The sequence below is a fragment of the Kribbella sp. NBC_01510 genome, assembly GCF_045040325.1.
Lineage (GTDB): Bacteria > Actinomycetota > Actinomycetes > Propionibacteriales > Kribbellaceae > Kribbella.
In genome coordinates this window covers 2,014,551-2,027,379 of sequence record NZ_CP109418.1, presented here as the reverse complement: position 1 = coordinate 2,027,379, position 12,829 = coordinate 2,014,551, and the positions used below count along the sequence as shown (strand labels likewise).

The 12,829-nt window shown below is 68.6% G+C and carries 11 protein-coding genes; 9 read left to right on the top strand and 2 right to left on the bottom strand.

Annotated elements, in window-relative coordinates:
* Nucleotide 1 precedes the first annotated feature (1 nt).
* The 5 genes from OG558_RS10030 to OG558_RS10010 are packed head-to-tail and all read left to right on the top strand — an operon-like array spanning nucleotide 2 to nucleotide 5,743.
* The gene (locus tag OG558_RS10030) at nucleotides 2-916 is read left to right on the top strand and encodes a carbohydrate ABC transporter permease (RefSeq protein WP_405069970.1); all 915 of its coding nucleotides are present in this window, start codon (nucleotides 2-4) and stop codon (nucleotides 914-916) included.
* Nucleotides 903-1,712, top strand: a complete 810-nt coding sequence (locus OG558_RS10025; RefSeq protein WP_329482902.1) for a carbohydrate ABC transporter permease — start codon at nucleotides 903-905, stop codon at nucleotides 1,710-1,712. The genes OG558_RS10030 and OG558_RS10025 overlap by 14 nt, the downstream gene beginning before the upstream one ends.
* Before the next feature lie 10 nt (nucleotides 1,713-1,722).
* Nucleotides 1,723-2,484 (top strand): SDR family NAD(P)-dependent oxidoreductase, encoded by a 762-nt coding sequence (locus OG558_RS10020; protein WP_405069969.1) that lies wholly within the window; start codon nucleotides 1,723-1,725, stop codon nucleotides 2,482-2,484.
* Nucleotides 2,481-3,695: an enolase C-terminal domain-like protein gene (locus OG558_RS10015; protein WP_405069968.1), complete on the top strand. Its 1,215-nt coding sequence runs from the start codon at nucleotides 2,481-2,483 to the stop codon at nucleotides 3,693-3,695. Before OG558_RS10020 ends, OG558_RS10015 begins: the two co-directional genes overlap by 4 nt.
* Nucleotides 3,692-5,743 (top strand): hypothetical protein, encoded by a 2,052-nt coding sequence (locus OG558_RS10010; RefSeq protein WP_405069967.1) that lies wholly within the window; start codon nucleotides 3,692-3,694, stop codon nucleotides 5,741-5,743. Before OG558_RS10015 ends, OG558_RS10010 begins: the two co-directional genes overlap by 4 nt.
* Nucleotides 5,744-5,865: 122 nt before the next feature.
* Here OG558_RS10010 and OG558_RS10005 read toward each other — a convergent pair whose 3' ends face one another.
* Complete coding sequence (locus OG558_RS10005) at nucleotides 5,866-6,534, bottom strand: GntR family transcriptional regulator (protein WP_329482898.1); 669 nt, start codon at nucleotides 6,532-6,534, stop codon at nucleotides 5,866-5,868.
* Between the two features lie 182 nt (nucleotides 6,535-6,716).
* On the opposite strand from OG558_RS10005, the gene OG558_RS10000 reads away from it, so the two are divergent.
* The gene (locus OG558_RS10000; RefSeq protein WP_405069966.1) at nucleotides 6,717-8,324 is read left to right on the top strand and encodes a phage tail tip lysozyme; all 1,608 of its coding nucleotides are present in this window, start codon (nucleotides 6,717-6,719) and stop codon (nucleotides 8,322-8,324) included.
* Nucleotides 8,325-8,337: 13 nt separating this feature from the next.
* Nucleotides 8,338-8,955 carry a PEGA domain-containing protein gene (locus tag OG558_RS09995; protein ID WP_329482896.1) on the top strand — a complete coding sequence of 206 codons (618 nt, stop codon included), beginning with the start codon at nucleotides 8,338-8,340 and terminating at the stop codon, nucleotides 8,953-8,955.
* A gap of 820 nt (nucleotides 8,956-9,775) precedes the next feature.
* Here OG558_RS09995 and OG558_RS09990 read toward each other — a convergent pair.
* Entirely contained in the window at nucleotides 9,776-10,648 is an 873-nt protein-coding gene (locus OG558_RS09990; RefSeq protein ID WP_405069965.1) for a dimethylarginine dimethylaminohydrolase family protein, read from the bottom strand.
* 232 nt (nucleotides 10,649-10,880) lie between these two features.
* On the opposite strand from OG558_RS09990, the gene hisC reads away from it, so the two are divergent.
* The gene (gene hisC, locus OG558_RS09985; protein WP_405069964.1) at nucleotides 10,881-11,960 is read left to right on the top strand and encodes a histidinol-phosphate transaminase; all 1,080 of its coding nucleotides are present in this window, start codon (nucleotides 10,881-10,883) and stop codon (nucleotides 11,958-11,960) included.
* Nucleotides 11,957-12,679, top strand: coding sequence for an SDR family NAD(P)-dependent oxidoreductase (locus OG558_RS09980; protein WP_405069963.1), 723 nt, complete (start codon nucleotides 11,957-11,959; stop codon nucleotides 12,677-12,679). The genes hisC and OG558_RS09980 overlap by 4 nt, the downstream gene beginning before the upstream one ends.
* Nucleotides 12,680-12,829 lie beyond the last annotated feature (150 nt).

The window sequence follows — 12,829 nt, the reverse complement described above, 5'->3', positions numbered from 1 at the left end:
GATGGAGCGGCCGACGGCCACTCGCAAGGTGAGTGCCGACCGGTCGGCGCGGACGGGAGCTCGGACAGCGCCCCTGTTCGGGCTGCCGGCCGTGGGCGTGGTTGCGTTGCTGCTGTACCTGCCGTTCCTGTGGACGACGTACGTCAGCTTCACCGACTACGACGGCCTCGCCTCGCCGGTGTGGTCGGGGCTGACGAACTACAAGGCGATGTTCAGTGACCCGGACCTGGTGGGGGCGCTGACCAACACGCTGCTGTGGGTCGTCGGCATGGTGACTCTGCCCGTGGTGCTTGGGCTGCTGATCGCCGTGATGACGTACGGGCACAAGTGGGGCACGTGGCTGCGGTTGCCGTTCTTGCTGCCGTACGCGATCTCCGGCGTGGCCGTCGGGGTCATCTGGGGATTCGTACTGCAGCCGGACGGCGCGCTGGGGCAGGCGCTCGGGTTCTTCGGCCTGCCTGGTGCGCACACCGGCTGGTTGCAGGCCGGTCCGGGCAACACACTGATGATGATCGTGGCCGTCACCTGGCAGGCGGCCGGCGTGAACGCGCTGCTGTTCGTGGTCGGGCTGCAGTCCATCCCGGGCGAGCCGCTGGAGGCCGCGCGGCTGGATGGTGCGGAGGGCTTCCGGCTCTTCTGGCACCACCTGTGGCCGCAGCTCCGTCCGATCACCACAGTCGTCATCGGACTGTCCATCGTGGGAAGCCTCAAGACCTTCGACGTGGTGTGGGTGATGACCCAGGGCGGTCCTGGTACGTCGTCGGAGACGCTGGCGTTGTCGATGTACAAGGAGACCTTCGTGCTCAACGACTACGGACAGGGCGCGGCGATCGCGTTGTTCCTGAGCCTGGTCACGTTTGCCGCGTCGATCCTCTATCTGCGCTACCAACTGGGGGAGTCGCGTGAGCAGGGTTAAGACTCCGATCCTCGTCGTACTGGGGCTGATCTGGCTCGCGCCGGTCTATCTGCTGATTGTCAACGCGTCCAAGTCGGTCGACGGGTACGACGCGAAGACGGTGTGGAAGCCGGGTGGGTTCGCGCTGTTCGCCAACTTCGGCGACGCGTGGAGCAAGGCCGCGCTCGGTGACACGCTGGTGGCGACGACGATGTACAGCGTGATCGCGCCCGTGCTCGCGGTGCTGATCGGCGCCGCGGCCGGCTACGCGATCGTCGTACTGCGGCTGAAGCGCGGGTTCCTGTGGTTCGTGTTCATCTTCGGCGGGACGATCTTCCCGTTGCAGATGATCCTGATGCCGCTGTTCTCGGGGTACGCCAACTCCGGCCTCTACGACACCCGGGTCGGGATGATCATCGTGTACACGGCGATCAGCGTGCCGTTCTCGGCGTTCGTGATGCGCAACTTCTTCACCGGCATCGCCCGCAGCGTCTTCGAGGCCGCGGTGGTCGACGGCGGCGGTCTGTTCCGGATCTTCCGGAGCATCTACCTCCCGATGGCGGGGGCCGCGCTGGCCGCGATCTTCATCCTGCAGGCCACCTTCGTCTGGAACGACCTTCTCCTGGGCCTCACGCTCAGCCAGTCCGACTCGGTCCGCCCGATCATGCCCGCCCTCACTGGTCTGCAGAGCACGTACGGCGGCGCCGCGCTACCGACCGTGCTGGCGGGCGGCCTGCTGGTCTCGCTGCCCACAGTGATCTTGTTCCTCGCCGCACAACGCTTCTTCTCCCGGGGCCTCGCCCTGGGTCAGTTCTGAAAGGACGTATATGAGTAGCCGCACAGTCGTCGTTACCGGTGGCGCTGCCGGGATCGGACGAGGTGCTGTCGAACGCTTCGTCCAAGCCGGCGACGACGTAGTCGCAGTCGACCGAGACGCCGATGCTTTGGCTGGGCTCGAGAAGGAACTCGGGGTCCGGGGGATCACCGTCGACGTTGGGGATCGCGAGGCTCTGGCGACGGCCGCGCAGCAAGTGGAGCGGGTCGACGCGCTGGTCTGTGCCGCGGGCATCCAGCGGTACGGGACCGTGGTGGATACCTCGTGGTCCGTCTACGACGAGGTGATGGCGGTGAATGTCGGCGGCGTCTTCTTCGCTTGTCAGGCGTTTGTCCCGTTGATCCCGCGGGGTGGCAGCGTCGTGGTGGTCGCGTCGGTGCAGGCGTATGCGGCGCAGAAGAGTGTCGCGGCGTACTCGATGGGCAAGGGTGCGTTGCTGTCGCTCGTGCGGGCGATGGCGGTGGACCACGCTCCCGAAGGGATCCGCGTCAATGCGGTCTGCCCGGGCTCGGTGGACACCCCGATGCTGCGGACGTCGGCCGCACAGTTCGGCGGCGGGCGGTCGACCGACGAGGTCGTTGCCGAATGGGGCCGGTCGCATCCGCTCGGCCGGGTCGCGACTCCGGGAGAAGTTGCCGAGGTTATCCACTTCCTCTCGTCGCCCGCCGCTGCGTTCGTGACCGGAGCTGATGTGAAGGTGGACGGCGGATTGACCGCCGGCCTGCCCGTCGTACTGCCGGAGGACGCGAAGTGAAGATTGTCGACATCCGCGCCACGACCGTCACGATGCCGCTCGAGGCGCCGTTGCGGCACAGCAACGGCGCGCATTGGGGCCGGTTCGTCCGAACGGTCGTCGAGGTCGAGGCCGACAACGGGCTGATCGGCCTCGGCGAGATGGGTGGCGGCGGCCAGAGCGCCGAGGCCGCGGTCACCGGGCTCAAGTCCTACCTCGTCGGCCATGATCCGGCTCGCACCGAGGCGCTGCGCTGGATGCTCGCCAACCCGACCGCGAGCCTGTACAACAACCGGACCCAGCTGCTGGCCGCGATCGAGTTCGCCTGTCTCGACTTGCAGGGCCGCGAACTCGGCGTACCGGTGCACGAACTGCTCGGCGGCAAGGTCCGCGACCGGGTACCGTTCGCCAGCTATCTGTTCTTCCGCCACGCGGCCGACGACGGCACCGGCGAGATCCGGACGGCCGAGCAACTCGTCAAGCACGCTCGGGAGCTCGTCGACGAGCATGGGTTCAGCGTGCACAAGCTGAAGGGTGGCGTCTTCCCGCCGGACTACGAGCGCGAGTGCTTTCGCGCACTGGCCGAGGCGTTCCCCGAGCACCGCGTCCGCTTCGACCCGAACGGCGCGTTCAGCGTCGAGGAGGCCATCCGGTTTGCCCGCGGTATCGAGGACCTCGACAACGACTACCTCGAGGACCCGACCTGGGGCATGAACGGGATGCGCCGGGTCCGCGAGAACACGCCGATCCCGCTCGCCACCAACACCGTGGTGGTGAACTTCGAGCAACTCGCGGCCAACGTCCGCGACCCCGCCGTCGACGTGATCCTGCTGGACACCACGTTCTGGGGCGGGATCCGGCCGTGCATCAAGGCGGCCGGCGTCTGCGAGACCTTCCAGCTCGGGGTCGCCGTGCACTCGTCCGGCGAGCTCGGCATCCAGCTGGCCACGATGCTGCACCTGGGCGCCGTCGTACCGAACCTGTCGTTCGCCGCCGACGCGCACTACCACCACCTGCGCGACGACATCATTGCAGGCGGCAAGGTTCCGTACGTCGACGGCGCGATCGCTGTCCCGGACGGTCCCGGCCTCGGTGTCGAACTGGACCGCGACAAGCTCGCCGAGTACGCCGAACTGTTCCGCGAACTCGGCCCCTACCCGTACGACCGCGATCCGGCGCGCCCGGACTGGTACCCCCTGCTCCCGAACACCGATTGGGCCGACCCCTCATGACTCAGCTCATCCCTCGCAGCGCCGACCTGGCGAGCGATGTCCTCACGCACACCTACGACGACATGTTCAACCCGCCCGGGCTGACGAACTTCCTGGGTACGGCGCAGGTGGACCACGACGTGTTCGCGATCCGCAGCGTGAACTTCCCGCCGTACTCGCACGGCGACTGCATCACCGGACAGTTGTACGTCGACGGGCGGCTGGCTCGCTCGTACGGCGGGACCGTCGAGGTGGTGTGGCGACCGGACCAGGTGGTCCGTTCGACCGTGGTCGACGGGCTGACCCTGCGGACGGTCACCGCATGCGCTCCCGGTCGGCCGGCTGTCGTCGTACAGCTCGACGTGGAAGGTGCACCGGGCCGCTCGGTGCGGCTTGGGTTCGCCCTGGACAGTACGGCGACCCGCTCGGGGAGCGGTTGGTTGAAGCCGGAGCCACCGTCGGAGCCGAACACACTGACCGCGGTCGACGGCCGCGTTGTCGGGACAGGGGAGTCCGGGTCCGCGGTGAGTCTCCAGGGACTCGACGTGGCCGGCGTCGTCGACCGGTCGATGCTTGAGGCAACCGTCGTACTGGATGCCGCAGGCAACGGTCGGGTCTCCTACGTACATGTCCTGGCCGGGGACCTCGCCGAGGCGACGGACCACTTCGACGCGTGTGTGGCCGACGTACCCGCGGTGTTCTCAGCGGCCGAAGGCTTGTGGGACAAGGCGCTGGCGGACGCGTTCGATCCGAACGGCGACGGCTTCAGTGGATCCCTGCCGGTCCTCGAGACCACGAACGATGCGCTGCGGAAGCTGTACTGGTGGGGCGTGCTCGGCGTGATCTGGTTCCGGCGGGACAACCCGGCCAGCGTGATCGGGCGGACGTACGACACGTTGATGCCGCGGTACTGGCAGACCACGACGTTCATCTGGGACTACAGCCTCTCCTCGCTGACCCACGCTTTGCTGGACCCGGAGCCGATGCGCAAGCACATCGAGCACTGGATCGATCTCGACATCCACGAGCACTTCGGCACCGAGTGGCTGACCGGCGGACCGGTCGGGCAGTGGTACTCGGTCAACGACTTCGCCATGACGCGGCTGGTGCGCGACTACGTGCGCTTCACCGGGGACTCCGGCTTCCTGGACGCTTCTGTGGGTCCCAAGCCGGTTGCGGAGCACCTGCACGACTGGGCCACCGCCTGGCGCGGCCTGCGGGGCGAGCACGCGCTGGCGGACTACGGAGGCATCGACAACCTGCTGGAGTGCGTGAGCAGCTACGTGCACGAGGTGGCGAGCTTCAACGCCGCCAACGTGTGGTGCCTGCGCGTCGCCGCGGAGGTCGCCGAGCGTTCAGGTGATGCCGATCGCGCCGAGCTGCTGCGCAAGGAGGCCGACCAGCAGGCCGGTCATGTCAACGAGCTGTACATCGAGGGCGCGGGCTTCTGGCACGCGCGGCAGCCGGACGGCTCACTGATCCCGGTGCGGCACTGCTACGACTTCAACATCATCGGTACGACGATGGCCGCCGACCTCTCGGAGTCCCAGCGGGCCGAGATGGTGTCCTTCTTCCAGCGTGAACTCCAGACGCCGGAGTGGATGCGCGCGTTGTCGCCGTACGACGCCGACGCGGCCTTCAGCGTTCGCCCCGATCACCAGTGGAACGGCGCCTACCCGGCCTGGCCGGCCGACGCCGGCCGCGCTCTCTTCGCCTTGGGGCGCGGGGATGTGGCGCTCGACTGGCTCCCGGGCCTGGCCCGCACCGCCAACCAGGGTCCCTGCGGGCAAGCCCACTTCGTCGAAGAAGCCGAGCCGTTGATGTCCGGCGGTGCTCGCAAGTCCCCGCCGCAGTTCCCGTACCTGATCGACTGGGCCTGCTCCTCTTCCGGATCATGGGTCAGCCTGGTCCTGGAGGGCATCTTCGGCGTCGAGGTGGCCCTCGACGGCACGGTCACCGCCAACCCCCAGGTGGCAGCTCTGGACCCCGACGCCCGCCTGACCGGGCTCCGCGTCGGCCCCAACACCTACGACGTCACCGCGAACGGCTTGTCCCCTCTGGTGGGCTGACCCACCCCTCTGCGGGTTGGCCTACCAGAGTCCGGTGGGCCAACCCGCCCGCTGGTGGGCTGACCCGTCAGAGGGGCGCGGGGGAGCCGGGTGACGGGGTGGGGCGTCGGAGGGGGCGTGGATCAGCTCGGGGGCATCGCGATGGCTTCGAGGAGGGACTCCTCGGCGCCGGCCAGGTGGTGGCGGAGCTCTTCGACGCACTCGTCGAGCTCGCCGCGTTCGAGCAGTCGGACCAGTTTTCGGTGCGAAGCGACCTGCTGGCGGGCGTCCTGGCGAAGGGCGTCGACGCGGGCCAGCGCGAGTCGCGCCTCGCCGGTGATCGAGTCGGCGGTCGCGATCAGCCGTTCGCTGCCGGTCAGCGCGACCAGGCTGCGGTGGATCGCCAGGTGCGTCTCCGTCATTGCCTCCGGATCCGCCCCGTCCTTGGCGGTCGCGGCGAACACCCGCATCGCCTCACCCACCCGCTCGCGCGCTGCCTCGTCCGCGTCGAACCACGCCCGGATCCCGGCCGACTCCAGCACGAACCGGGCCCGGCAGATGTCCGCCACCGCGTCCGGGTGCAGGATCGCCACGCTGACACCCTTGTTCGGCTCCCGGACCGCGAGCCCCTCGGTGACCAGCATGGTCATCGCCTCACGAACGGTGCTCCGGGCAACCCCGAGCGCCTCCGCGAGCGGTTGCTCGCGTAACGGCGTACCTGGTTCGAGGTCTCCGGCGAAGAGGGCGGCGCGCAGCGCGTCGACCACCCGGTCCACCGTGGTCGAGCGGTCCACCCGCAGCCGTTCGTACATAGGGAGATTCTCGTCCAGTCGAGCTCGGTTGTCGCGTGCGACCCGGCTCCCGGGACCGACCCGGCGGCCACCTGTGGATAACTCTCGACACAATGACCTGGTTTTCAGGCAGGATTTTCCTCTGTGGCCGCCCCACTCCGCCGACCGGCACGGAGAGCCACCCAGCGAGCGAGGAGCACACCGTGGGTGACAGCAAAGCCCTGCCGATCGTCGGCGGTGTCATGCTGGTGCTGTTCCTGCCGCTGATCATCGTGATCGCCCTGATTGTCGGCGGCCTGGCCGGGATGGACGCGGCCGCGTCGGACTGCGGCACCACCACGGAGACCGAAGGCAAGGCGTTCGCCTGGCCGACCGACGAGCACAACGTCGACCAGGACTGGCAGGACCCCGACGCCGACGGCTACAGCCACTCCGGCATCGACTTCGACGTCGACGAGGGCAGCAAGGTGTACGCCGTCGGGGACGGCGAGATCACCTCGATCGCGAACCACGAGATCCGGATCAGGCACGACGAGGGTATCGAGACTCGGTACAAATACCTCAAAGAGATCAAGGTGAAGGTCAAGGACAAGGTCAAGCGCGGCGACCAGATCGCCACCTCCGGCTCCGGCGACGAGGACCCGCCCGGCCTGACCGGCGACCACCTGCACTTCGAGTTGTGGATCGACAAGAAGGACGACGGCAACCTCGTCAACACCAAGCCCGACAAGGACTCCTTCGGCGATGCCGGCAGCAGCGACGACAGCGGCAGCGCGGGCTGCTGTGCCGGCGGCGACCTGTCCGGCAACAACAACGCCCAGAAGGCGTTCAACTACTTCGCCTCCAGCGGGTACTCGAAGGAGCAGGCCGCCGGGATCGTCGGCAACATGATCCACGAGTCCAGCGTCGAGCCCGGCCGGTTGCAGGGCACGCCGTCCGGCAAGGTCACCAACCCGTCCGACGCGGTCGAGAGTTCGGCCGGCTGGGGCATCGTCCAGTGGACGCCCGCCGGCAAGATGATCAAACCGTCCCGCGCCGCCGGGATCGACGACGCCACCATCGTCTCGCTGCAGTACCAGCTGGACTTCCTCCGCAAGCAGCTCAACGGCGAGACGCCGATCCCGGAGAAGAACGCCGGCGACCAGGTGAAGGCGGCCAAGACCGTCGAGGACGCCGCGGTCGCCTTCGGCCGGTACTACGAGCGGTTCGCCGGCTCCGACGACCTGAGCAACTCGCGCTACACCGAGCGCAAGACCGCCGCCAAGCAGGTCCTGTCCACCTTCGGCGCGGGCGCGCCGACCAGCGGGGCCGGTGGCTGCGGCGCCGGCAGCGGCAACATCGCCGCGGTCGCGATGAGCCTGGCCTGGCCCACCCCGGGACACACCACGCAGCCCTACGCGGACCACGCGACCGACATGTACAAGAAGAACTTCTACCAGTACAACAAGTCGGCCAAGAGTGCCGGCGACGTGGCGTGGACCGACTGCGGCCGGTTCGTCGCGACCGTGATGCACATGAGCGGCGCCGACCCCGACTACCCCGACGTGTACACGCCGACCCAGGAGAACTACCTGCGTACCTCCGGGAAGTACGAGGTGCACGACGACTGGGACGTCTCGAAGCTGCAACCGGGCGACATCCTGATCGGGCCGGGGCACACCTACCTGTTCGTCGGCCCCTGGGCCAACGGCCACAACGCGGCCTCCGCGTCGCTGGACGGCCCGAATCCAGGACCGGGCCACGTGCCGGAGGCGAGCAACGCGTACGAGGTCGGTACGACATACGCCGTCGCGCGGCTGAAGAAGAAGTAGGGAGTAGCGCATCATGCTGGAAGAGAATCGGCGGACGTTCCTGATCGGCGTGACCGCTGTCGTGATCGCTCTCGTGGTGATCGGCGGCTATCTGCTCTTTCGCGGCGATCCGGAGTCGAAGCTGTCCGTGGACGCGGTGCCCAACGACCTCACCCTGAGCGTGGACGGGCACCAGGTCGCGACCACCGGCGACATCAAGCTGAAGGCCGGCGAGCACACCTTGACGGGGGAGCGGAAGGGATTCCAGACCTACAGCCAGACGGTGACCGCGCGCGGCGGCGACCCGATCGACGTGAAGATCTACCTGTACGCCAACAGCGCCGAAGGGCGCGAGTGGGCGGAGAAGCATCCCGCGGAGACCTCGAAAGCCGAGGAGGAGGCCGGGCGGCGCTTCGACGAGATCAACGAGCGGTTGCGGGAGAAGTATCCGATCATCGCGTCGCTGCCGTACCTCGGGCCCGGGTTCGAGGCGAACTACGGGGCCTCCAAGTCGGACCCGAAGAACCCCGAGGCGATCTCGATCGTGATCTCGACGTACACCCCCGACGGCAAGACCAAGGCCCTGCAATGGATCCAGGGCAACGGCTGGGACCCCGCAACCCTCGACATCATCTACACCACAACCAGCTGACCCCAGCCTTCCCCGCAGCCCACGCCGCGCCTGGCGCCGGCTCGCACGGTAGGCTCTGGCGGGCTCGGACACCCCCTGGAGGGTTGGAACAAGAAATAGCGGCTGCCCTGGCGTTTCCGTGGGTGCCCCGGGGACCAGCCACATCCCAGCGGGCACCACTCCGCAAGCCGCTCGCTGGTCACCGCCACCCGGCCGCCCGACTGCCCCCGCCCGACTGCCCCCGCTGCCCTGCCCGGCTGCCTGGCTGCCCCGGCCGGGCTGGCTTGGTCGGTCACTTTGTGCACCAGATCCGTACGGTGCCGGCCTCCGGGGACGGATCTGGTGCACAAAGTCGGTCTCTGCTGTGGCCGAAACCGGTTCGGTCAGGGTCCGGGCTCGATGCTGCGGTGCTGGCACACTCACCAAGCAACGCGGTCCTGCCCCGGTCACGCTCCGATCCGGGGCGGCGGTGAGCTGACGGTTGGGTTGGTGAGTGTCTCAGGTCCGAAGCCGCACCGAGCCCCGCAAACAGCGGCGTCGACACCGCCACGATCGGGCAGCCACCGAGACGCCACAACAGCCCGGACAACGCCTCGGCTCGGGGGGTTCTCCCCTCGGACACCTGCAAAGAACCCGGCACACGTTCGGATATCCGGTCCACCGTCCGGGAGGGGGCGCCGTTTGACGGGCCGGGGCGCGGACACCATGTCGGGGCCTCGGACAACTCATGACCTGTCCCCGGTCCCGACATCTTGTCCCCGGTCCCGACACCTTGTTCCAGGGCCCGGCGTCCTGTCCCAGATCGCTGGCCTGAACAGGGGGCGAGCTGAAGCCCGGCCGCTCAGGCTGGGAGGATCAGGTCGCCGCCGGGGGTGGTGATGCGGTCGAGGGGGAAGTCCAGGGGGTTGGTGAGGCAGCGGATGGAGCCGCCGCCCTTGTGGAACTCGGAGAGGTCGAGGACGAGCACCCGCAGGCCCAGGGTGGTGAGGATGTCGTGCAGGCGGGGGGAGCAGGCCGGCATGATGATCGTCTCGTTGACCACGATGGAGTTGGCGGAGAAGGCGAAGGCTTCGTCGTCGGTGAGGACGATCGGGTCGGGGACGATGCCGAACAGTTCCGCCTGGCCGGCCGCGTCGAAGGCCGGCGGGTAGATCATCGCGTGGGTGCTGTCCACCGGGCAGAACGGCAGGTCCAGGTGGTACATCCCCTCGTGCGCGATCGGCAGCCCGCGGACCCGGATGTTCCACTCGGTCGCGAAGTGCTTGAGCGCGTCGGCCTCGGTCCGCGGCCCGTACCCGACGACCAGGCTGTCGCCGAACACGAACGCGTCCCCGGACTCGAAGTGCGGCCCGACCCCGTCGCTCCCGGTCCGGCCCAGCGCGAAGCCGTGCTCGGTGAACCACTCGCCCGCGGTCAGCGACTCCTTCCGGCGCGGCTCGAAGCGCATGTGCGAGAGCATCGCGCGGCCGTCCGCGGTCGCCAGGCCGAGGTTCATCGCGTACACCATGTCCGGTGAGTCGGCGCGCTGCGCGAGAACCTCGACCGCGCCGCCGGCGTCGACGATCGCCTGACGCAGGGAGTCCCACTGCTTCAGCGCCAGCGCCGGATCCGGCTGGTCCTGGGTGGACATGTACGGGTTGATCACGTAGTCGATCCGGAAGTGGTCCGGACGGACCATCAGATACCGGCGACCCCACTCCAGCGGCTGACCCATGACACCCTCCTGACCGTTGAGATCTATTGCCAGATCCCCTGATTGTCCGACAATCAGTCAGTGTGCAGGCAAGATTCCGTCCGCGCAACACGGTTCGTCCGGGCGCCACGGATGTGACCGCGCAGCACGCGCGGATGTGTGCGGAGGAGTGCTGTGGAAGTGCGCGGAGGAGCGCTGTGGGTGTGACGTAAGCAGGGTGGTCGCGGCGTCGGGTAAGGACTAACCTGCGGGCATGACCCCTGACAGTGAGGTTCGCTTCCGCGCCTGTCTGGACGATGTGGCGGCTTACAAGCCCGGTCGTCCGCCCGCGCGCACCGACGGCCGGCCGACGTACAAGTTGTCCAGCAACGAGAACCCGTACCCGCCGCTCCCCGGCGTGCTGGCCGCCGCGACCGAGGCCGCCGGACAGATGAACCGGTACCCGGACATGGGCGCCGTCGACCTGCTCGAGGCGCTGTCGGACCGGTTCGGCGTACCGGTGAGCGATCTCGCCGTCGGCACCGGGTCGGTCGCGCTGCTGTACCACCTGCTGCAGGCGACGGTCACCGACGGCGACGAGGTGATCTACGCGTGGCGCTCGTTCGAGGCGTACCCGATCGCCGTCCAGTTGACCGGCGCGACCTCGGTGCAGGTGCCGCTGACCGACGACGCCCGGCACGACTTCAAGGCCATGGAAGCGGCGATCACCGATCGGACCAAGGTCATCCTCGTCTGTACGCCGAACAACCCGACCGGCCCCGTGGTCCGGCGTGACGAACTGCTCACGTTCCTGGACGCCGTACCGTCGAACGTCCTCGTCGTGCTCGACGAGGCGTACCGCGAGTTCGTCCGCGAGACCGACGTGGCCGACGGCGTGGACGTGTACCGCGACCGGCCGAACGTCGTCGTGCTGCGCACGTTCTCCAAGGCGTACGGCCTGGCCGGCTTCCGTGTCGGGTACGCGATCGGCCACCCGACGGTGGTCGCGGCGATCCGCAAGTGTGCGCTCCCGTTCGGAGTCAGCCACGTCGCCCAGGCTGCCGCGATCGCGTCGCTGGCGGTGGAGGACGAGCTGCTCGAGCGCGTCGACGCACTGGTGATCGAGCGGACCCGGGTCGTCGACGAGCTGCGCGCGGCCGGTTGGGATGTGCCGGAGACGCAGACGAACTTCGTGTGGCTGGCGCTCGGCGACGACACCGCCGCGTTCGCCGAGGCGGTGCAGGCCGCAGGGGTGTCGATCCGCCCGTTCCCGGGTGACGGCGCACGCGTCTCCATCGGCGAGCCCGAGGCGAACGACCTCTTCCTCTCCGTCGCTCGCGCCTGGCGCCAGTGACAGCCAAGCCTCCGTCGCAGGTCTGGATCTCGGGAGCATCGGCCGGGATCGGCGCCGCACTGGCCGCGGCCGTGCCGTTCCGCGACGCCCGCGTGATCGACCTGTCTCGCAGCGGCGGCGGTACGGCGGAACACGTCGAGGTGGACCTCTCCGACCCAGCCGGCTGGTCCCGGGTCGATCTCCACTTCGAGGAGGAGCTCAAGGCGTATGAGGGTGATCGCGTCGTGTTCATCCACAACGCAGGCACGATCACGCCGATCGGTCCCGCGGACGCGGTCGACCGCCACGCGTACCGGCGCGCGGTCCTGCTCAACTCGGCGGCGCCACAGATCCTCGGCAGCGCGTTCCTGCGCGCCGCGGCGCACCTGACGTGTGAACGGCACCTGGTCATGCTGTCCTCAGGTGCCGCCAGGACGCCTTACGCCGGATGGTCGTCGTACACCGCGGGGAAAGCGGCGGTCGAGCAATGGGTCCGCACGGTGGGGATGGAACAGGCGGGCGGTTGCCGGGTGATCGCGGTCGCACCGGGCGTCGTCGACACCGCCATGCAGACCGAGATCCGCTCGACCGACGAGCGGGCGTTCCCCGCCGTCCAGCGTTTCAACGACCTCAAGCGCACCGGCGCCCTCAGCACACCAGCCGCCGCGGCCGCCGGGATCTGGTCTCTGCTGGAGCGCGACCTCCCCAACGGCGCCTGCGTCGACCTCAGAGACCTCTAGGTAGTGCCTGGTCGTCGAGCAGACACAGAAAAACCCGGCCCTTGCTGTGACAAAGGGCCGGGTGTGATGCGGCGCCGGGAGGAGTGAGGCTTTCTCCCGGCGCCGCGGATGGTGCTACCGAATCAGTCACCCCACCGAGGTGGCTCTTTC

Coding starts and splice junctions, on each gene's coding strand:
- OG558_RS10030 (WP_405069970.1), top strand. CDS start 2: ATGGAGCGGCCGACGGCCACTCGCAAGGTGAGTGCCGACCGGTCGGCG.
- OG558_RS10020 (WP_405069969.1), top strand. CDS start 1,723: ATGAGTAGCCGCACAGTCGTCGTTACCGGTGGCGCTGCCGGGATCGGA.
- OG558_RS10010 (WP_405069967.1), top strand. CDS start 3,692: ATGACTCAGCTCATCCCTCGCAGCGCCGACCTGGCGAGCGATGTCCTC.
- OG558_RS10005 (WP_329482898.1), bottom strand. CDS start 6,534: ATGTACGAACGGCTGCGGGTGGACCGCTCGACCACGGTGGACCGGGTG.
- OG558_RS09995 (WP_329482896.1), top strand. CDS start 8,338: ATGCTGGAAGAGAATCGGCGGACGTTCCTGATCGGCGTGACCGCTGTC.
- OG558_RS09990 (WP_405069965.1), bottom strand. CDS start 10,648: ATGGGTCAGCCGCTGGAGTGGGGTCGCCGGTATCTGATGGTCCGTCCG.
- hisC (WP_405069964.1), top strand. CDS start 10,881: ATGACCCCTGACAGTGAGGTTCGCTTCCGCGCCTGTCTGGACGATGTG.